This window comes from Shewanella sp. W3-18-1 (assembly GCF_000015185.1).
Lineage (GTDB): Bacteria > Pseudomonadota > Gammaproteobacteria > Enterobacterales > Shewanellaceae > Shewanella > Shewanella putrefaciens.
The window spans coordinates 392,006-413,734 of the sequence record NC_008750.1 but is presented as its reverse complement, the minus strand read 5'-3'; the positions used below and the strand labels follow the sequence as shown (position 1 = coordinate 413,734).

At 45.0% G+C, this 21,729-nt stretch carries 18 protein-coding genes; 5 read left to right on the top strand and 13 right to left on the bottom strand.

Going from position 1 to position 21,729, the window contains the following annotated elements; genetic code table 11:
* The 3 genes from ftsL to mraZ are packed head-to-tail and all read right to left on the bottom strand — an operon-like array spanning position 1 to position 1,757.
* Positions 1-315 carry a cell division protein FtsL gene (ftsL, locus tag SPUTW3181_RS01975; protein ID WP_011787777.1) on the bottom strand — a complete coding sequence of 105 codons (315 nt, stop codon included), beginning with the start codon at positions 313-315 and terminating at the stop codon, positions 1-3.
* 10 nt (positions 316-325) lie between these two features.
* Complete coding sequence (gene rsmH / locus SPUTW3181_RS01970) at positions 326-1,267, bottom strand: 16S rRNA (cytosine(1402)-N(4))-methyltransferase RsmH (protein ID WP_011787776.1); 942 nt, start codon at positions 1,265-1,267, stop codon at positions 326-328.
* Positions 1,268-1,298: 31 nt separating this feature from the next.
* On the bottom strand, positions 1,299-1,757 hold the full coding sequence (gene mraZ / locus SPUTW3181_RS01965; protein WP_011787775.1) for a division/cell wall cluster transcriptional repressor MraZ: 459 nt from the start codon (positions 1,755-1,757) through the stop codon (positions 1,299-1,301).
* 458 nt (positions 1,758-2,215) lie between these two features.
* Between mraZ and SPUTW3181_RS01960 the strand changes: the two genes are divergently transcribed.
* A complete protein-coding gene (locus SPUTW3181_RS01960; RefSeq protein ID WP_011787774.1) occupies positions 2,216-2,545 on the top strand; it encodes a hypothetical protein in 330 nt (109 codons plus the stop codon).
* 106 nt (positions 2,546-2,651) lie between these two features.
* On the opposite strand, the gene glpK is transcribed toward SPUTW3181_RS01960, so the two are convergent.
* The 6 genes from glpK to leuA all read right to left on the bottom strand — a co-directional run bounded on the left by glpK (position 2,652) and on the right by leuA (position 10,981).
* Complete coding sequence (gene glpK, locus SPUTW3181_RS01955) at positions 2,652-4,136, bottom strand: glycerol kinase GlpK (protein ID WP_011787773.1); 1,485 nt, start codon at positions 4,134-4,136, stop codon at positions 2,652-2,654.
* Positions 4,137-4,315: 179 nt separating this feature from the next.
* Positions 4,316-5,665, bottom strand: a complete 1,350-nt coding sequence (locus SPUTW3181_RS01950) for an outer membrane protein transport protein (RefSeq protein WP_041407899.1) — start codon at positions 5,663-5,665, stop codon at positions 4,316-4,318.
* Between the two features lie 525 nt (positions 5,666-6,190).
* The gene (gene leuD / locus SPUTW3181_RS01945; protein WP_011787771.1) at positions 6,191-6,796 is read right to left on the bottom strand and encodes a 3-isopropylmalate dehydratase small subunit; all 606 of its coding nucleotides are present in this window, start codon (positions 6,794-6,796) and stop codon (positions 6,191-6,193) included.
* 27 nt (positions 6,797-6,823) lie between these two features.
* The gene (gene leuC, locus SPUTW3181_RS01940) at positions 6,824-8,224 is read right to left on the bottom strand and encodes a 3-isopropylmalate dehydratase large subunit (protein ID WP_041408302.1); all 1,401 of its coding nucleotides are present in this window, start codon (positions 8,222-8,224) and stop codon (positions 6,824-6,826) included.
* 23 nt (positions 8,225-8,247) lie between these two features.
* On the bottom strand, positions 8,248-9,342 hold the full coding sequence (leuB, locus tag SPUTW3181_RS01935; RefSeq protein ID WP_011787769.1) for a 3-isopropylmalate dehydrogenase: 1,095 nt from the start codon (positions 9,340-9,342) through the stop codon (positions 8,248-8,250).
* A 70-nt stretch (positions 9,343-9,412) separates the two neighbouring features.
* The gene (gene leuA, locus SPUTW3181_RS01930) at positions 9,413-10,981 is read right to left on the bottom strand and encodes a 2-isopropylmalate synthase (RefSeq protein WP_011787768.1); all 1,569 of its coding nucleotides are present in this window, start codon (positions 10,979-10,981) and stop codon (positions 9,413-9,415) included.
* A gap of 506 nt (positions 10,982-11,487) precedes the next feature.
* Between leuA and SPUTW3181_RS01925 the strand changes: the two genes are divergently transcribed.
* Complete coding sequence (locus tag SPUTW3181_RS01925; RefSeq protein ID WP_011787767.1) at positions 11,488-13,266, top strand: diguanylate cyclase domain-containing protein; 1,779 nt, start codon at positions 11,488-11,490, stop codon at positions 13,264-13,266.
* On the opposite strand, the gene recQ is transcribed toward SPUTW3181_RS01925, so the two are convergent.
* On the bottom strand, positions 13,248-15,071 hold the full coding sequence (recQ, locus tag SPUTW3181_RS01920; protein ID WP_011787766.1) for a DNA helicase RecQ: 1,824 nt from the start codon (positions 15,069-15,071) through the stop codon (positions 13,248-13,250). The genes SPUTW3181_RS01925 and recQ overlap by 19 nt on opposite strands.
* Positions 15,072-15,367: 296 nt before the next feature.
* Between recQ and SPUTW3181_RS01915 the strand changes: the two genes are divergently transcribed.
* Positions 15,368-15,832, top strand: coding sequence for a thioesterase family protein (locus SPUTW3181_RS01915; protein ID WP_011787765.1), 465 nt, complete (start codon positions 15,368-15,370; stop codon positions 15,830-15,832).
* 192 nt (positions 15,833-16,024) lie between these two features.
* Positions 16,025-16,909 (top strand): EamA family transporter RarD, encoded by an 885-nt coding sequence (rarD, locus tag SPUTW3181_RS01910; protein ID WP_011787764.1) that lies wholly within the window; start codon positions 16,025-16,027, stop codon positions 16,907-16,909.
* A 46-nt stretch (positions 16,910-16,955) separates the two neighbouring features.
* Here rarD and SPUTW3181_RS01905 read toward each other — a convergent pair whose 3' ends face one another.
* Both SPUTW3181_RS01905 and argA read right to left on the bottom strand, forming a co-directional pair.
* Positions 16,956-17,474, bottom strand: a complete 519-nt coding sequence (locus tag SPUTW3181_RS01905) for a PH domain-containing protein (protein ID WP_011787763.1) — start codon at positions 17,472-17,474, stop codon at positions 16,956-16,958.
* Positions 17,475-17,589: 115 nt separating this feature from the next.
* A complete protein-coding gene (gene argA, locus SPUTW3181_RS01900) occupies positions 17,590-18,909 on the bottom strand; it encodes an amino-acid N-acetyltransferase (protein ID WP_011787762.1) in 1,320 nt (439 codons plus the stop codon).
* A 1,006-nt stretch (positions 18,910-19,915) separates the two neighbouring features.
* Here argA and SPUTW3181_RS01895 point away from each other — a divergent pair.
* Positions 19,916-20,821, top strand: coding sequence for a hypothetical protein (locus tag SPUTW3181_RS01895; RefSeq protein ID WP_011787761.1), 906 nt, complete (start codon positions 19,916-19,918; stop codon positions 20,819-20,821).
* Between the two features lie 238 nt (positions 20,822-21,059).
* Here the strand turns inward: SPUTW3181_RS01895 and SPUTW3181_RS01890 are convergent, their stop codons facing one another.
* Positions 21,060-21,722: a hypothetical protein gene (locus SPUTW3181_RS01890; RefSeq protein WP_011787760.1), complete on the bottom strand. Its 663-nt coding sequence runs from the start codon at positions 21,720-21,722 to the stop codon at positions 21,060-21,062.
* Positions 21,723-21,729: the final 7 nt, after the last annotated feature.

Sequence of the window (21,729 nt, the reverse complement as noted above, 5' to 3'; positions counted from 1 at the left end):
TCACGGCACCTTTACCACAATTTCTTCGCTGGGTAACGGGCGACTCATGTTGAGTTCTTTCGATGCAATACGCGTAATACGGCTATGCTCTGTCTGCGTTTGTTCTTCCAACAATAAATTGCGCCATTCAATATCCAGCCTATCCCGTTCCTGTAACAGTTGATCCCATTGTGTCGCGAGATTACGGCTAGCGTGGCTGATATAAACAACAACAACCGCGTTACTGAGCACGAGTAAAGCCAGTAACAAAATCCATTTGTGTGACCACAAATCATGTAGTACCACTCGTGGTAAATTTAATGAGGGCTTACTCACAGTTCGCCCCTTAGTAATCTAAACGCTCGGCAATGCGTAATACTGAGCTGCGAGCCCTGGCATTGCGTTCAATTTCCTCATCGGATGGCATAATCGCCTTACCAATGGCGCGTAATTTACGCGACTTATTAATTTGATCTTCAGTGATCGGCAAACCGTACGGCACACTCTCACCTTGGCTATGACGACGGATAAAACGCTTCACGATACGATCTTCTAAGGAATGAAAGCTAATGATGGATAATCGCCCTTGGGGAGCGAGTACAGCTAATGCCCCTTCAAGCGCCTGATCAATTTGGTCTAATTCACTGTTGATATAGATACGTATCGCCTGAAACACTCGGGTTGCTGGGTGCTTATTGCGTTCTTTATTCTTCGTGATACGCGCAATTAAATCGGCCAAATCTTTAGTGCGTAAAAATGGCGTTTTGTCACGGTCAGCAGCAATACAACGGGCGATATGACGGGCGTTTTTTTCCTCACCATAGGTTTTAAATACCCAAGCCATATCTTCAATTTCAGCGTGAGCCAACCATTGTGCGGCTGTTTGGCCTTGGCTGTTGTCCATCCGCATATCGAGTGGGCCATCTCGCAAAAAGCTAAAACCGCGCTCGGCATCGTCAAGTTGAGGTGATGACACACCTAAATCGAGTAATACGCCATCAATTTTGCCCACAAGCCCAAGATCTTCGACGTAATCGGCTAATTGGCCAAAACCGCCATGCACAATTTGAAAGCGCGGATCATCACTAAATTGTTTTGCCGCCTCAATCGCTTGGGGATCGCGATCAATTGCAATCAATCGACCATTGTCACCGAGCCGCTGCAATATCTGTCTTGAATGACCACCGCGGCCAAACGTGCCATCGATATAGATGCCATCGTCTTTGATGTTTAAACCGCCAACCGTTTCTGCTAACAGAACGGATAAATGGGCAAATTCCTGACTCATACTCTCTTCTTAATATAATTAGCGCGACTCGTTAGAGTGAAAAATCTGCCAGGCGCTCGTTATTAGCAAGCTCCTCACTTCGAATAGTTTCCTGACATTCATCAATTTGCTGCAGCCAAGCTTGCTCATCCCACAGCTCAAACTTATTCAGTTGTCCCACCAGCATAATGCGCTTATCTAAATTGGCGTATTGCCTCAATGGTGGTGGCAGTAATATTCGCCCGTTACCGTCAAGCTCCACTTCGTGGGCATAACCCAATAACAGCCGTTTTAAAGATCTTTGGGTCTTATCGGTATCGGAAAGCTTCAATAATTTTGCTTCAATCAATTCCCATTCATGGATTGGATACAAGAGTAAACAGGCGGATTGAATATCAACGGTAATCACGATGCGGCCTTGGTGCTCAAGCTGCAAAGGTTCGCGGTATCGCACTGGAATAGCGATCCGTCCCTTTGTATCTAAGTTGATAGCACTGGCTCCACGAAACACGCTAATTCATCCCATCCTGTGATTTTTGATCCACAAATATCCACTATTTCCCACAACTGCTAAGTTTAGGGACAGTAGACAAGCATTGTCAAGGGATGGAATCCTTTTATAAAGCCAGTCGGCAAGCGGGTTAGCAGCATGTCATGCCTATGGCTTAGTGACAAAGTTTTGACAAAATATCGCACCCAAATTAGCTAAACGATGGAAAGCATAGGAATAAATAGAGTTGAAAAAAGCAGCAACCTTTAGCTTTCAGGTAGTTGAAAGATGAATTTGAGTATTTATCTCTATTTAGTAATAAGGCAATCGACTAATAAAATGACCTTTAATCACCCATCAGCAGCAAATAGTTGCTTCAATGTGTAGATAGCGTTTTGAAGAATAACATCACATATAGTCTAAATATTAACCAACCTCTGCCGATATAAGGTTAAGATAGATAGAACTAAGGAGGCGTTATGAGTGGATTGGATAGCATTTATGCCATGCTGGCACAGCCAGTAAAAGCCGTATTGAACCCTAAACGGGTCGTCGACCAAGTGCATAGTGCCACAGCAAATGCCCCTGATAGCCATGAAGCACCGCAGTCACAATTGCCTCCGACGCTAGAGCGCCGAGATGCCAAAGTCAGAGATAGGCGCAAAGAGTCTGAAACCAATAAGAACAAAAAACGGCGCGCATCAGATAAAGCTAAAGAGTTAAAAGAAGGCGCTGTACTTGAAGTCACTGATGATAGTGCTGAAATTAAAAAACCACAGACTCAACATATTATTGATGTTGAAGTATAAATTCTTATTACACAAAAAGAAAAAGGCGCAATCCACAGGATTAGCGCCTTTTTCTTAGCAACAACCAAACAATACACCAAATCTAAGCATGCTAAAATTCAATGAGTTATGTTCGAGTTCTGGCCACCGCATCCTGCCAACCTGCATATAGCTGCACTCGAGTCTGGGCATCGATATTAGGGATAAAATGCTTATCGATGCAGGCTTTGTGCTCAAGCTCTATCACACTCTCCCAAAAGCCCACGGCCAACCCAGCTAAAAATGCCGCGCCCAAAGCGGTTGTCTCACAAACGCTTGGCCTTAACACTTCGACATCGGTAATGTCGGCTTGAAATTGCATCAAAAAATCATTAGCGACCGCGCCACCATCCACTTTTAAACGCTTAAGGCTGACGCCACTGTCTTTGATCATGGCATCGAGTAAATCTTTACTCTGGTAAGCGATAGATTCTAACGCCGCCCGAATAATATGATTACGATTCGCCCCGCGTGTCAGACCAAATAGCGCACCACGGGCATTGGGATCCCAATAGGGCGCACCGAGTCCCACAAAAGCGGGTACCAGATATACGCCATTAGTATCGGCGACCTTAGAGGCAAAGTATTCGGTATCACTGGCATCGCGAATAAGCCCGAGTTCATCCCGCAACCATTGAATGGTCGCGCCGCCCATAAAAACTGAACCTTCGAGGGCATAGTTCACTTCACCCTTAGGCCCCACGGCAACTGTAGTCAATAAGCCATGGTTTGAGCGCACCGCTTTGGTCCCAGTATTCATCAACAAAAAACAACCAGTGCCGTAAGTATTCTTCGCCATGCCGGGCTCGACACATAACTGACCAAAAAGCGCAGCCTGTTGATCGCCCGCCATTCCTGCAACTTGGATTTCACTGCCTTCACCGGCAATCCGTGTGGTGCCATACACGCTGCAGGAGGGTTTAACGTCAGGCAACATAGACAAGGGAATATCTAAGGCTTCGAGTAACTTATTATCCCAAGTCAGGCTATGGATATTGAATAGCAACGTGCGGGCAGCATTGGTGGGATCGGTGACATGCACCTTGCCCTCGGTTAACTTCCACACGAGCCAAGTATCGATAGTGCCGAACAACAACTCACCACGATCGGCTTGCTCACGGGCATTGGGCACATTATCTAAAATCCATTTGATCTTAGTGCCTGAAAAATAAGGGTCGAGTAATAAACCGGTATTCTCACGCACATATTCTTCTAACCCTTGAGCTTTGAGTTGCTCACAAATCTCAGCGCTGCGACGGCACTGCCACACAATCGCGTTATAAATAGGTTTACCTGTGGCCTTCTCCCAAATAACGGTGGTTTCCCGCTGATTGGTTATGCCAATGGCCGCCACTTCATCGCTGTGAATACCCGCACGCGCCAGCGCTTCAACTAACACTGAACTTTGGCTTGCCCAAATCTCCATGGGATCATGCTCGACCCAACCTGGATTAGGATACAACTGGGTAAATTCCCGCTGGGACACGCTGACAATGTTTGCGTCGTGATCGAACACTATCGCCCTTGAGCTTGTCGTGCCTTGATCTAAGGCCACCACGTATTTTTTCTGCACGCTACTATCCTATCAGGATCCTCTGTCGACATTTATATCAGCGAGAATCGAAATGACTTACTACTTATGCAGTGAATATATTCGGAATTTTCCGCCGTGACCAGTAAGCTAACCCGACGAACTTTATTCTAGCCATAAAAAAGCCCTGAAGATTCAGGGCTTTTTTTAACATACCGAACTTACATCTTGTAGCTCATTTGAATACCCGCAAGCCATACATTGCCGCTCGCTTCGCCGTTAAAGTTAACTGTCGCTAAGTTTAATAGATTTTGCTGTTCGTTGATGGGCGCATCGCCTGTCGCTTTGATATACGTCACTGCAAAATCAACATTCAGATTTTTGGAAGCCTGATAACCTGCGCCCACAGAGAACCACAAACGGTCAGAGTCAGGAATTGTAGTGGTACGCCACTCATCTGTTGCCGCCGTTTTATCTAAAGCGACACCGGCACGCACTAACCAAGCATTATTCACTTGGTAGGTCGTTCCCAGCGCGAAACGCCAGTTATCTTCAAAGTGTTCTTCTTTCACTAAATCAGACTCTAAGTCACCCTTAGGTTTAACCTCGCCGGGGAAATACGCCACTAACTGATCAAATACACTCCAATCGGTCCAGTTCACACTCGCATGCATGGCCCAGTTATCGGTCAGTTGATGGTGGGATGCAATTTCTGCAAATGCGGGTAATTCAAGCGGTAAATAACCTTCGATAGACACATCTTGGCCACCCGTATAAATCACACCTGAAGCATGACCATCAAGATCTAGCTTAACGCCGCTATGGTAAGCCAAACCTAAACGGTGAGCGGGGGTAATCTGCCAGCTTGCGCCTAACTGCCAGCCATAGCCAATATCATCACCCTTCATACTCTTCAGCTCAGTACCGCCTGGGGGCAACATGGCAGCCACTTGCGCAGGTAAACTCGGTTTAATACCATCGACCCAACCGGGTAATGAAGCACCAATTTCACCTTCACCATAAACGATTCGCACACCACCGCCTACACTGACTGCATCATTGATGCGATAAGCAACATTAGGATTAAACTCAACGGTCGTTACCGAGGTCTTATTACCAAAAATGGCCGCGGCGTGGGTTGCAGGTAATTCTGTGGCGAGGCCATAGTTAGAGTTTACCGCTAGGCCCCAAGTCCATTGATCATTTAACTGATTTGAATAATAAAAGTTTGGCACCAACGCGCTATCGGCCACATCCAGAGCATCACCGCCTTGCATTTTAACGGGATCTGGCCCCAGTAACGGCGAGCTTAGGCTCACATCACCTTTCACATCGACGTTTGGCATCACATAAATACCACCCGCAGAAAGCTGACGTCCTTCTAAATAAGTGAGCATGGCAGGATTTCGACCTTGGGCAGAGGCGTTATCCGCCATAGCAGCTTCCCCTGCAAAGGCGCGGCCTAAACCTGTAGAAGAATATTCGGCCAATTGGAAACCAGCGGCATGGAGTTGAGTCGTTGAACTTAACAAGGCTGCAGTGACAGCCAAAGTCAGAAGACGTTTTTTCATTATCATTCTCTAATTATCTTATTGTTATCTGTACTACTTAAATAAGTACTACGGCATTCAGGCAAAATAGAGTAAACACTCCAGATTGAATGCGCTGCAGTTTACTTATGCAGAAGATGTTTGCAACCAGAGGAAATAAAACAGATAAAAAAACTACAAACACTTGCTCGATTAAAATTTTTAGTGATAAAAATCACTTTTCAGATCAAAAACAACTAACAAATTGGCTAGACACGTTCGCTCAATGTAGTTCCAAAAATGCAACAAAAATAAAATAATTGAATACAAACAAATAGATAGCAAAAAACAACAACAGCACAAGCGTTTATCATTATTCATTGGCAATATCAGCACAAATCACTACCTCTTTTTAAAATTAGACATCCATAATAACAAATAAATAAATTATCAATTTAATACATGCACTTAAATTAAGGCTCAACAAATGTGCTAACAAAAACGCCTAGACTTTCGTCAAGGCATTTTATTATTGCATCATCATAGGTACAAGTGTTCGCTGAAATTTTAACTCCGCCAGCCTTGGATTTGGGTTTCGTACTGACTGATTTGCGCAGCATGGGACAAGGTCAGCCCAATGGCATCTAACCCATTGAGTAACTTATGTCTCGCCGACTCTGCCAGCGTAAAACTAAACTCGGCACCTGACGGTGAAATCACTTTACAGCTTGTGAGATCGACCGTGATTTGCGCACCTTCTTCTGCCGCCACTTCATCCATCAACTGACGCACCTGCGCATGGGTTAACGCCACAGGCAATAGGCCATTATTGATTGAGTTGCCGTAAAAAATGTCGGCAAAACTCGGCGCTATAATGGCGCGCAAACCAAAGTCCGCCAGCGCCCAAGGCGCATGTTCGCGGCTTGAACCACAACCAAAGTTTTCCTGCGACACAAGAATTGAAGCGCCTTTATAACGAGGCTGGTTCAATGAAAACTCAGGATTGGGCACATCGCCCGCATCATCTAAATAACGCCAGTCATGAAATAAGTGCACGCCAAAACCATCGCGCGTCACTTTAGACAAAAACTGTTTCGGAATGATCTGATCCGTATCGATATTGGTGCTGTCGATCATGACCGCAAGCCCGGTATGGGTCGTAAAAGGTTGCATTAACTTCTCCTCTTGGGTTTACGGTAATTAGTAAGGTTTACGAATATCGACAAAATGCCCAGCCACCGCAGCGGCGGCGGCCATTGCAGGGCTCACTAAATGGGTGCGACTGCCGCGGCCTTGGCGACCTTCGAAATTACGATTACTGGTCGAAGCGCAGCGATCACCCGCTTCTAATCTGTCATCGTTCATCGCTAAACACATAGAGCAACCCGGTAAACGCCACTCAAATCCCGCTTCGATAAAGATTTTATCTAAGCCTTCGGCTTCGGCTTGGGCTTTCACTTGACCAGAACCAGGTACGACAATCGCGGTGACGCCACTCGCGACTTTGCGGCCTTTAGCATGTACGGCGGCGCTGCGTAAATCTTCAATCCGTGAGTTAGTGCAAGAGCCGATAAATACCTTGTTGATACTGATGTCTGTCATCGGCGTGCCCGCACTCAGGCCAATGTATTCTAAAGCCTTCTCCATACTGGCACGGGTGCTTGGGTTGGCTTCATCAAGAGGATTAGGCACTTTACCATCGATCGCTACGACTTGGCCGGGGTTAGTGCCCCAAGTCAATTGCGGTGCGATATCAGCGGCATCTAATTCAACGACAGCATCAAATACGGCGCCATCATCGGTTTTTATGGCTTGCCAGTAAGCGACAGCCTCTGCCCAATCTTCGCCCTTGGGTGCAAACTCACGGCCTGCTAAATAGTCGAAAGTTGTTTGATCCGGCGCGACCATGCCCGCCTTAGCGCCCATCTCGATCGCCATGTTGCACACTGTCATTCGGCCTTCCATCGACAGGGCTTCAATCGCCTCACCACAGAACTCCACCACATAACCCGTGCCGCCATCCATACCGATTTTGCCAATAATAGCGAGTACGATATCTTTGGCGGTCACGCCATCGCTAACATGACCACGCACTTCAATCTTCATGGTCTTAGCTTTTAACTGACGCAGGGTTTGGGTTGCTAAAACATGCTCAACTTCCGATGTGCCAATGCCAAACGCCAATGCGCCAAAGGCGCCATGGGTCGCGGTATGGGAATCACCACAGACAATCACAGTGCCCGGCAAGGTAATACCCAACTCAGGGCCCATCACATGCACAATCCCTTGATTAGGATGATGAATGTCGTATAAACGCACGCCAAAGTCTTTACAGTTTTGCGCTAAGGTTTCAACCTGTGTGCGCGCCATTGGGCTTAGGGCATCCAAGCTGGCGCTACGGGTCGAAGTATTGTGATCCATAGTAGCAAAGGTTTTTTCCGGTGCACGCAGTTTGCGGCCCGCCACTTTTAAGCCACTGAATGCTTGGGGAGAAGTCACTTCATGGACTAAATGTCTGTCGACATAAATGATCGGCGCTTCACCTTCAGGAGTCGCTACAACGTGGGCATCCCATACTTTTTGATACAGCGTTTTTGCCACCGCGTTTTTTGGCACAGTCGTCATTACACACCTTCCTTTATAGCATTGGCGATAAAGTCACCCATCTCGGCGGTTGATTTAGCTTGGCTACGCTTGTCGCTGCTCAATAGCTCACCAGTTAAGTAGCCAGAATTTAATGCTTTGCTTACGGCGCGTTCAATCGCACAGGCGGCTTCTTCTTGCTTTAAGCTGTGGCGCAGCATTAATGCCGCCGACAGAATTTGGGCGATAGGGTTTGCAATGCCTTTACCTGCGATATCCGGCGCACTGCCACCCGCAGGTTCGAATAAACCAAAGCCAGTGCTGTTCATGCTCGCCGATGACAACAAGCCCATAGAGCCCGTTAACATGGCGATTTCGTCGGATAAAATATCGCCGAACAGGTTAGAACATAGCATCACATCGAACTCATCGGGACGACGTAGCAACTGCATGGTCGCATTATCGATATAGATGTGTTCAAGCTCGACATCGGGGAAATCTACCGCGACTTCTTCAACCACTTGGCGCCATAACACTGAACAGGCGAGCACGTTGGCTTTATCCACTGAGGTCACTTTTTTACGGCGACCACGGGCGGCTTCAAAGGCTATGCGGGCGATACGGCTAATTTCGCGACGGCTATAACGCATGGTATCGAAGGCTTCTTCATTTTCGCCTTCACCTTGACGACCCTTTGGCTTACCAAAATAAATGCCGCCAGTTAACTCGCGTACACATAAGACATCAAATCCACGGGCAGAGATATCGCTACGCAGCGGTGACATATGTTCTAAGCCATCATGCAATTTAGCTGGGCGCAGATTACAAAACAGTTCGAAGTGACCACGCAAGGGCAGTAGTGCACCGCGCTCAGGTTGCTCATTTGGCGGTAACTTTTCCCACTTAGGGCCGCCTACCGAGCCAAATAGGATCGCATCGGCCGCTTCACAGCCCTTTAGCGTGGCATCGGGTAAGGGACAACCGTGGTTATCAATGGCAATACCGCCAACATCATATTCAGTGTATTCGATATTTAAATCGAATCGCGCTTCCACTTCACGCAGCACTTTACGCGCCTCTGCCATCACTTCAGGACCGATCCCATCCCCTGCTAATACTGCTATTTGATAACTCATACGCCAGCCAACTCCTTTAAATGTAAATGCTTTATGCTCGACCTTGCTATTCTTTGGATGCTTTTAGCGACTAGACGCCGCCTAGCTCTCGATTTTTTTGCATGCTTTGTTTGTAATCGGCGACCTTGTCTGCGCGGCACGTTAAGTTCATCACATGCACTAAAGCGCGCGCCGAGGCTTCGACCACATCGGTCGCTAAACCTACGCCGTGAAAGTTCTGCTCGTGGTAAACCGCGGTAATGTCCACTTGGCCTAATGCATTTTGACCTACGCCCTTAGCGCCTAGCTTGTAGCTGATGATATCGATTCGACGATCGGTTGCGCGGGCAATCGCGTTATAGGCAGCATCAACAGGACCATTACCCGTTGCGGCTTCGGTTTTAATTTCGCCGCCCACTTCGATACGCACAGTCGCCGTAGCAACGCCTTCAGTTGAGTCAGACTGCACCACTAATTGCTGCAATTGATAGTGATTGTCTTCTTCGGCCTGCGCTTCCATAAAGGCTAAGGCTTCTAAATCATAATCAAATACTTGGCCTTTTTTATCTGCCAATTTTAGAAACTCTTCATACAGAGTATCCATATTGTAATCGTGCTCGCTATAGCCCATTTCTTCCATGCGATGCTTGATCACATGGCGACCCGAGCGAGAGGTCATATTCAAGTTATTGCGATTCAAACCTATGCTTTCTGGCGTCATGATTTCATAGGTATTTTGTGCTTTTAACATGCCATCCTGATGGATACCTGACGAATGAGTAAAAGCATTAGCACCGACAATTGCTTTGTTCGCCTGCACTGGCATATTGCATAACTGGCTGACCAAATTAGAAGTACGGTGAATTTCTTTAGCATTAATGCCTGTTTCTAGCCCTAACATTCCCTTACGCGTCGCTAAGATCATCGCGATCTCTTCCAGTGAACAGTTACCCGCACGCTCACCTATGCCATTGATGGTACATTCAATTTGACGCGCACCGTGCTGTACAGCGGTAATCGAGTTAGCCACAGATAAACCTAAGTCATCGTGGCAATGCACTGAGATCACCGCTTGGTCGATATTCGGCACCCGATTAAACAAAGTCTGAATGATATTGCCAAACTCGCTTGGTACTGTGTAACCGACCGTATCGGGAATATTAATGGTGCGCGCGCCAGCAAGAATGGCGGCCTCTACCATGCGACATAGATTATCGATGGGCGTACGCCCCGCATCCTCACAGGAAAACTCCACGTCATCAGTAAAACGGCGGGCATACTTCACTGCGCCCACCGCCATCTCTAACACTTGATCGAAAGAACGCTTCAACTTGCTCTCAACGTGAATCGTTGAGGTCGAGATAAACGTATGGATACGGAATTGATCTGCGACAGACAAGGCCTGCGCCGCGGCATCGATGTCCTTTTCCAATGCACGGGATAAGGCACAAACGCGGCTATTTTTAATGGTACGCGCTATGGTCTGCACTGACTCAAAATCACCGGGTGAAGAAACCGGAAAACCCACTTCCATCACATCCACACCGAGACGTTCCAGCGCCATAGCGATCTGTAGTTTTTCTTTGACCGACAAACTTGCGGCTAACGCCTGCTCACCATCACGCAAGGTAGTATCAAATATTATGACTCTGTTAGACATCTCGCTTCTCCATGGAACGTCACCGTTCGTTAGTTAATTTTTGCCGTATTCAGATACAAAAAACCCCGCAACATTTGTGCGGGGTTTGTGAATGCTTTGCCTCTTTATCGAGCGTGCAACACTAAGACCTCCGCGTATAAACCGCGAGGAGAGAGAGGAGGAGGTCGAGTTTGCGGCTAATAATATTCATTTAATCTGTATATTTATTCTGTTTGAATTATTGAGGACGGTTAATATTTAACTTGCCTAGCCGATAGTGTCAACCCCAATTTTTTCATGTTCTACTGATTTGACTTGTCATCAGCCAAGTAATTGCGAGTTTTATCCTTCAATTAGTGATCGCTCCCACAGAATTAACCCGCTGTTTGGGTTCAGAAATCATTCAGATGTGTTAATTTATCTCACTTAGAAAAAATAGTTTTTTATGCAAAAAATGATTAAGAAAAGTTATAATCCAGCCTCACTGATTATGGATAATAGAGTTTACGCATTCTATGGAGCACAAAATGGATTTTCGCGTCTTGGCACTGAGCATGCTCTTATGGCTTGTTACTCTTAATGCCTGTGCTAACAGTCAACTCGATGAATTGACCGAAATCATCTACCAATATCCGACTAAAGCCTTTAATCAAATAGCAACCCTTGAAAAACAACCCGTAACGGAAAAAGCATCAGACATTGATCAGCTCCGTCTCAGTATTTTGAAGTGCCAAAACTTGCTGCAATTAGGGGAAAATAAAGCCGCGATTAATCTCGCCCAGTTGGGTGAAGCAAAAGCTAAACGACTGAAACTCGATCAAGCTCGTCCCTACTTTTTAACATGCCAAGCCGAAGCACACCTTAATAACAATAATATCCAGAATGCTCTGCCGTTACTCGACTCAGCCATTACACTCGCTAGACGCTACCAACAACCTCAGTCTTTAATTGATAGTTTAAGATTACGAGGACAACTCGATACAGACACAGACAACTTCTCATCGGCCATCGAAGATTTACGACTTGCGATTGATATTTATCCTGATATTCATAGCCAAACACAAAACTGGATTTGGCCGCCGCAGGCTTACATATATGCCGCTATGGGTAATTTACTCTATGCCACCCATGATTTTCCACAGGCCATGTATTACACCAATTTAGCGCTGCAAAGTTCTGATGCAAAAGGAAAAGTACTGCATGTCATTCTTCGTAATGCCTCACGTATTGCATTCGATAATCAAGAATTTGATTATAGTGACCAACTCGAAAAACAAGCAAAAGCCTTACTTCCTGAAATAGGCTCCCCCTTAGAACTCGCTTACAGCTATGCAATTTTGGCCTCTATCTCCTTAGATAAAGGACGTATAGATACAGCCGAAGAATATATTTCCATCAGTATCAATAGCTTTCAAAAACAAAACCAGCTCGTTGCCGTGATGCGCTCTACTCGTCTCTTGGCACAGATCCGTTTCGCCCAATCTCAAGATGAGGCAGCATTAACCCTAATGCAATCCGCAATTGAACAGGGAGAAAGTTTAAAGCAATACTCAGATTTAAAAGAATTCTACCGAATATTAAGTGACTATTACGTAGATAAAGGAGATTTTAAACAGGCATATGACTTTCTACTAAAACGTCATCAGGCTTCAGAATTCGCAAATGAAGCGATGAACAATACTCGTATATTGCAGTTCAAAGCACGCATCAATCAACAAGATTTACCGCAGGAAACTGCGCCTAACACGCAAAATCCTAACATCCTTGATGAACTCAATCTAGATTGGGCATATAGCACTCTTTTTTTACTTGCGATGACAATACTGGGCGGTGCTATTTGGTATTTTATTGATAAACAAAATAATCGCGCCCCAGCAACGGATAATGACAGCCAGTCATTATCCCCAATACAACAATTGGAATCGGCACTAAACAGCGCAAAACAAGGCAACTATCCCCTGGCACTACTGCTCTTTAATGCCAGCCAGATCCGTCAAGTGGACCTGCCACCACTGCAAGATGAGCTACAACATAAATTACGTGAGCACGATAAACTCATCCGCTATTCCATGGATGAAATAGTAATTGTATTACCCCATACCTCAGCGATGGGGGCGCAGCGTGTTGTCAATCAGTTAACGGCAGCGATTCAACCTTGGCAGGGGTCGAATAGAGTTTATATTGGCATTGCCGCATTGCAGCAGTTTGACACTTTAGAATCTCTGATTAAGCGCGCTGGCATCAATCAATTAGGTAAGATTAAGATCAGTGAAAATAGTCAGGATAATCACTCTCCAGCTAAATAAGCTGCAATCTCATCAAGGAAATCGTCACCAAAACGGCTGAGTTTACGCTCGCCAACCCCGTTAACAGCGAGCATTTCACCCGCACTCGTTGGCATCATGGCCGCCATTTCTGCGAGTGTCGCATCGTTAAACACTAAATATGGCGGCACGTCCTGCTGTTCGGCAATGGTTCTTCGCAACAATTTTAGCCGCGCAAATAACTTACGGTCATAATTAAGCGGTGCTTTAGACTGACTCGCCTTACGTTTTGTGGTTGTTAACTGAATACGCGGTTCAGCAAGCATTAACGCCACCTCCCCTTTGAGCACAGGTCGTGCCGATGGGTTTAAGGTAATAGAGGAGCCACGAGTCACATCTTGGCTTGCTAATCCCAGATGAATGAGTTGACGGATCACACTCAGCCAATATTCATGGCTTTTATCTTTACCAATCCCCCAAGTCGTGAGTTTGTCATGCCCTCGATCGACTATCGGTGCGCCTTTCGAACCGCGTAACACTTCAATTAAGTGATTGATACCAAATCGCTGTCCTAGTCGATAAATACACGACAGCACCTTTTGCGCATCTTCGGTGCCGTTATAGCGCTTAGGCGGATCGAGGCAAATATCGCAGTTACCACAGGGTTCTAATGCACTTTCATCAAAGTAATGCAGCAGCACTTGGCGGCGGCAGGTTTGCGCCTCAGCAAAGGCCGCCATGGTATTGAGTTTGTGGAATTCGACCTGCTGCTGCGGCCCAGGTTCAGACTGTTCAATCAAATGTCTGACCCGACCAATATCGGCGGGATCGAACAACATAAAAGCTTCGGCATCGAGCCCATCACGGCCTGCTCGGCCCGTTTCCTGATAATAGGCTTCGATACTTTTCGGGATATCGTAATGCACCACAAAACGCACATTCGACTTATTGATCCCCATACCAAACGCCACGGTCGCAACGACGATATCAATTTGATCTTTAAGGAAACTGTCCTGTACTGCACCGCGGTCTTCCTGCGTCATTCCCGCATGATAGGCCTTGGCATTAAAACCTTGCAGACATAAACGGTCGGCCACTTCATCGACACGGCGACGACTGCTGCAATAAATAATCCCACTGCTACCATTTTGTTGTAGTAGAAAATGTCGTAACTGGTTAGCGGCATTGAGTTTTTCGGCCACTGTATAGCGAATATTCGGCCTATCAAAACTCGATAATAGTCGGTAAGGATCAATACCTAAACGCTCACAAATACTTTGGCGCGTTGCCTGATCTGCTGTTGCAGTCAGCGCCATCATAGGCACATAGGGGAAGAGTTGTTTTAACTGGCCGAGTGCTGCATATTCAGGGCGAAAATCATGGCCCCACTGACTAATACAGTGCGCCTCGTCGATGGCAAACATCGCCAGCTGCAGCGACTGCATACGCTCAATAAAATCAGCGGTTAATAGGCGCTCAGGTGACACATAAAGTAGTTTTAACTCACCGTGGCGTAGCTGCCTTAATACTTCGGCACTCTGCTCTCGCGGCAAAGAAGAATTCAGATAAGCCGCAGCAACACCGGTTTGCAATAAGCTATCGACTTGATCTTTCATCAAAGAAATCAATGGGGAGACGACAATAGTGATGCCATTCATCATCAAAGCGGGTAACTGATAACACAGACTCTTACCGCCGCCCGTTGGCATGATCACTAAACAATCTTGCCCGCCGCAGATACGTTCTATCACCTCCCGCTGACCGTCCCTAAAGTCACGGTAACCAAACACCTGTGCTAAGCGTTGCGAGAGCGGATCATCATGCGTGTCGAGTACGAGCTTTTCCATGGATCTTCTATGTCAAAAGTGAGGGGGCCTATTCTATACCCAAACGACCTCAAAATGCAGGATTCAGCGGGAATTTAAAGTACTTTAAAATCCGCCATGGCCTCATCAGAGTCACGTCGCCTGAGTCACTTAGCCTGAGCACTTAGCATTAGTGGCACAGTTGCATTCGTAGTGAGGTTCACTGTAGATTAATTGCTCTAAGCCGCACTTTCCTAATCTAAGTGTTGATAACAAATCCAATTACGCCTAATGCAGTCACTCCTAATGCAGTCACTAAGTGACAAGGACCAGAAACCATGACAAACCCAATCCAAGCCGAAATATTAAGCCGAGTGGCAGAAGTCTTTGATCAACATGTCCCTTTTCATAATCTGCTCGGGCTCGATATTAAACGCTACGATGTCGACGGTGTCGAAGTGGTCATTAATATGAAACCAGAACTTATTGGCAATATCCATCAACAGATCCTCCACGGCGGTGTCACAGCTACAGTACTGGATGTGGTCGGCGGACTCACCGCATTTGCAGGACTGGTCGCCAGCCGTGAAGATTGGACGATTGAAGAATTACAACAACGCCTCCAAACTTTAGGGACGATTGATATGCGCATCGATTATCTGCGGCCAGGACGCGGTCTCACCTTCACGGGTACGGGCAGCGTCATTCGTGCGGGTAATCGAGTTTCAGTATGCCGCATGGAACTGCATAATGAGCAAGGTACGCATATCGCTTTTGGAACAGGGACTTATATGGTTGGTTAGGAGATTAACTCTAGATGTTTATTGCTGTCTTATGGTTCAAAACGGACTAAGGTAAACATCTTGATGATGACTTTAATCGTCCATTCAATCTCTGGCAGAGATATTCTGTAACGAAAAGAACGCGGCGATGCCCTTGAGTCAGCGGTCAGACACACCTACAATCGCCACCTTGTTGTTCTTCGAAGATGTCTCATGCCAGATCGTGAATACCGCAAAGGGATCCTACTTGCCGTCAGTGCTTACTGTATGTGGGGTTTTGCGCCTTTATATTTCAAATTACTCAACCATGTTTCCGCCACCGAAATTTTGCTTCATCGGGTGATTTGGTCATTCGTATTTATGCTGATCATTATGCAATTTATCGGCGGTTTTTCTCGTTTACGCTTACTGTTTAAACAGCCTAAGCAGCTTATCGTCCTCGTCATTACCTCCATCCTGATCGCGGGAAACTGGCTACTATTTATCTGGGCGGTAAATAACGACCACATGCTCGATGCCAGCCTAGGCTACTTCATCAACCCTCTACTTAACGTCTTGCTCGGTATGCTATTTCTAGGTGAGAGGCTGCGTAAATTACAATGGTTCGCGGTCGCACTCGCCAGTGCTGGCGTATTGATCCAGTTAATCTCTTTTGGCTCAATTCCCATCGTCTCACTGGCACTCGCTGGCACTTTTGGCTTTTATGCACTGCTGCGAAAAAAGGTCAATGTAGATGCCAAAGCAGGCTTATTAGTCGAAACCGCAGTGCTATTACCGGTTGCACTGGTTTATCTCGTCGCAACCTTAGACACGGCCACGGCGAGCATGCTGACTAACGATTGGCAATTGAATCTGATGTTAATGGCTGCTGGGATAGTCACCACGATTCCTTTGCTCTGTTTTGCAGGGGCAGCGGTACGTATTCCATTGTCTATGCTCGGCTTTTTCCAATATATTGGCCCGAGTATTATGTTTATCCTCGCGGTGAGTCTGTTCAATGAGCCCTTCGATGCCGAAAAAGGCGTGACCTTCGGTTTTATCTGGAGCGCGCTGTTAGTCTTCACCTTAGATATGGCCTATAAACGCAAACCAGCGTAAACATTATCACGCCAATAAACACAGTGGCAGAAGTGATGACTGATGATTACTTCTGTAACTGTGCTAAAAACTCACTCCCTTGTGGTACTGTCAGTAATAAACTGTAGCCTTTAGTCGTTGGCACTAACACTAACTGCGATTTATCTGTTATCGCCAAAAATGCTTTAGTCTTCCCCTGTAAGTTAAACCAACCTAATTGAAATCCAGGCATACCTATACCATTCGTTTTAAAGCTCGGTGTTAAATCTGCCTCTTGCTGCAAATCGACTATGCGCGCCTCGGCAGGTAATAAATCCGCGCGGGATAACTGCACTTTATAGAAGGGAACATCCAATGTGAGCTCTGTATCGGTTAACACTAATTCGGCGCTATTGGATTGATAAAAGACCCAAGAAAATCCGCCCATCATCACCAGCAATATGCCTAAACTCGCGGATTTTGCTATTTTAGGCATGTTTTTTAGCCACAACATCAGCAAGATACCTACGATCCCGAGCAATAAGACGATAAAGCTGAAGATAGAGGTTTGGGTTAAAGGGGCGAGTTCAAAAAATTGAGGGCTCATTGGCAGCATCTCCCGTGCAGTGAAGCCTTAATCTGCCAACAAAGACATATTATGTCAATAAAAATGCCAGCGCTAATATGAGTACTAGGCTGGCATTCGTTGAATGTTGAATAACTTAGAGATCGAGTGCGAGAATTTTTGAGCGGCGTTGATAGTTATACAACTGCTTTTTCTTCTGCGGCAATGCATCAACATCTTCAATCACAAAGCCATGTTCTAAAAACCAGTGAATGCTGCGAGTCGTCAATGCAAACAAACGGGAATAACCACGGCTACGAGCCTGGCCAATAATATTCTTCAGCAGTAGGCTACCTCTGTCGGCATCACGATAATCAGGATGTACCACAAGACAAGCAAACTCCCCGGCATTATCCTCTTCAAAAGGGTAAAGCGCGGCACAGCCAATCACTAAGCCATCACGTTCAATCAGCATAAACTGTTCGATTTCAATCTCGAGCTGCTCACGGCTGCGACGCACCAGAATACCTTGCTCTTCCAATGGGCGAATAAGGTTCAATACGCCACCAATATCGGCGATAGAAGCACGGCGTAAACGCTCGGCACTCTCGGTCACTATTTGCGTGCCTATGCCTTCACGGGAAAACAATTCTTGCAGTAAGGCGCCATCTTCAAGATAACTCACTAAATGACAACGCGGCACGCCATTACGACAGGCATCAATACTCGCCTTCAAGAAGGCCATAGTGCCCACACAGGCAGAACCTTGTTCGGCCAGCTTGTTCATAATGTTTTGCGCATCATTTGGCATCAGCTCGGCAATCACATCGCCGTTACGATCGAGAATACCGTTCTGTGAGCTAAAACCTATCATCTTGTCGGCTTTAAGCTTAATCGCCACTTGAGTCGCGATTTCCTCAGCGGTGAGATTAAAACTTTCACCAGTAACCGAAGCCGCAATCGGCCCCATCAATACGATGCAGTGATTATCTAACTGACGTTTTAAGCCTTGCACATCGATACGACGCACTTTGCCACTCAAGCAAAAATCCACACCATTATCCACACCCAGTGGTTGAGCAATCACAAAGTTGCCGCTCACTAAGTTAATTTGCGCACCTTGCATCGGCGTATTACTTAAACTCATGGATAAACGCGCCGTGATATCAAATTGCAGTGCACCCGCCACTTGCTTGATCACTTTGAGCGAATCTTCATCGGTGATACGCACACCTTCGTGGTAGGCAGGCGCAATACCGTTGGCGGCCAATGCAGCATCAATCTGCGGCCGAGCGCCATATACCAACACCACTTTAATCCCTAAACTGTGCAGCAGGGCGACATCATTTAAGATGGCGCGGAATTGATTTTGAGCCAAAGCTTCACCACCCAGCATGACCACAAAAGTTTTACCTCTGTGAGCATTAACATAGGGGGCAGAATGACGAAATCCATCAACCAGTTCAGTGGTACGCACGCGTTATTTACACCTCATTTTGTGCTGGCAGCATCACGATGACGCGCCAAGAGTGAATCGCTAATTTTCGCGTATGGTATTGCATTTTAATTCACATATAAAGAATTTATTCTCACTAAAATACAGTTTTAATGAATTAAAGTGCTTATAACCGCACTATTTTATATTTTCCGCGAGTATTCACAATTTTTTAACTTCACAGGAGATGATTCAGCAGCTTAAGTTTGCGAGGAAATAATCTCAACTTGATGACGAACCACTAAAAAAAACGCAAAAAAAAATACATGTAACTAAAAGTTAGATTTGAAAGTTAGTAAAGCCAATGCTGGCGGGGCTTGTGGGCCAATTATCTAATTTTCATCAAAGTCATCTAACTTTTAACTTATTTTTTGTTCTTAACAGAAGTGAGTCGAGAGAAAAAAGTTAGATCAAATAGGAACAGTGCTCATCTAAATTTTTAGCTTTGCTACAGATTAGATGTATGACAAACCAAAATGAACGCTACATCATCCGAGATAACTCACTTTGGGACAAAAGAGCGTTAAATATTGGAAGACGAATATCATTGCTTGGTTATTGAATGCAGACCATATTTAAGGGCGAACCATGATATTTGCTCAACGACACGCAGCAAGTCCTTCCTTGGATGCTCGACCGCTCCATCCATGGGGCGGACGGTCGTCTCGCTAATCACCATGGCTCACCTGTTTAGCATTAGCGTGGTCTGTAAGTTTTAAAGAAATACGAAGCACGCTTTTGGACATAATTGCGTTAGAGTATTGAATCTAGTTAATCTGTTTTGGATTAGACAAAGTACGAAAATTTATTTTAAAACCATAATCTCTTACGCCCTCTTTTGTCTTACCAAGTACAAGAACTGGCCCTAAGGCTCTCACAAATTTATGGAGACATGAGACTTTCTGACTGTTAGTTAAGCGTCGAAAAGAACACTGACCTCACTTTTTTGGTAGATTGAATGGTAAGCCTATATTATTAAAGGAATAAAATGAGTAGAAAACTAGCCTTTGTTACTTCTAAAGACGACGGTAATGTAGATTTTCATGTTGCAAAAGCTGCAATTAGTAAGGACGTTTCGAGAGTCTATGACGACAATAGTCATATATTAACTGATTTCTTATATCCTCTGTATCTAATACATAAGGTAGTGAGCTCAAATTATGAAGAACTTGATAATATTGTAGATCGTGCTCAACGAGAGTTGGACTTACAATCAAGCAAGCCATTAATTACCCTCGACCCATATGACCAAGCCATTGAATTGATGGTGGAGTTAAATCGATGCCTACTCAATATACTTACCTCACAAAGTTTATTTTTATTAAAAGCTAGGCAATTAGTTAAAGATCAATTCGGAGAAAATTCGGAAGAGTACCAAGAATTCGAATGCCTAAGAAAGCAACTGCACAAGGCAAGTGTTAGTTACAGGTTTTGTTATGAATTAAGGAACTATGCGCAGCATTACGGAATACCGTCTAATAAATTAGCTATCGATTATATTTCAGGTGAGCAACCTGTTTTAACTGTATCAATTGCAAAAAATAAGCTTCTTAAAGGGGGATATGAGTGGAAAACTCATGGCTTGGAGGCGCTTAATAGAATGGAAGACATGTTTGATTTAATGCCCCACATTAAAAATTATAGAGATGTAGCTAACAAGTTGTTTTTGCAACTATACAACTCCTGTGAAGATAAGCTAACTCAGTTTCACTCTATCGTAGCTGATATCAAGGAAAAAGCTCAAGCACCGCAGAAAGTGCGATTCTTCTTTGTCTGTAACTTTGATGATAATGATAGCCAAATAGACACGGAAGAAATTCCTTATACTTTCGCGAGAAAACTAGAAAACTACATATCAACCTTCAAAGACATGAGCACTACTTGCAATAAGTGATTGATTCATTTATTCAAAAATGATGTCGTGACCAACTGAATATAGCCACTGCCTTACCATAATATTGCATATGCTAGCTTGTGAACCAGACTAGGCAAAGCCTGCAGTAGAGTAATTAAATGGCTCACTTTTGACAGAAACTTGTTAGAAGTTCAACTTTGGTAGTGAGTTTCGGATAACAATTTTGATGGATTAACTTTTACTTATGGGACTGCGTAGCAGTCACGTTTGCCTTTATTTACTCAAAAAACTCTTTCAATACCGTTTTGGTACCAATTTTTTTCCAGCTATCAGCATCAAAATTTGGACACCAATCACAACCTAGGTCAACAGCTTTAGCTTGAATTTGATCTTCTGGACAAGAAGGATGATCACATTGAAACCTAAATCTATGGAATATATGTTTACAAGGAAATGCATACCGGTCTATTTCTATTTCTTGCTTAATAGTTGGCGTCTCTGTGATTTTTATTACAAATGCGATACCACCAATTTTTTCAATTTCGGTATTAAATGGATCATCAATGACGGTTTGGCAATGAGCTTTATAATCCCTACAAGATTGTGATTTCAGGTAGCAATTCAGAACTTCAACAATATGATAACTTGATGGAATTAATTTTCCTTGTGAGAAAATTTGGACTCCTTTCCAAGAAGCTGCATAGTCTAAAAATGCGATTGCCCTTGCTGCATCTACCTGATTGCCACCAAAACAAACGCTATATGTTGTTTTTCCTGACACTGTGGTCTCTACGAATTTTTCTGCTCCTTGAGCAATGTTCAGTGCTAAAGGAAAGTTTTTCGAATTACTTTTAGAAAATACAATTACTAACAAGGATGAAAATGACGCTGAAAACGGATCTATTTGCTGTTTTTTCATCAATAAGTTATCACTCGACATTTTCATA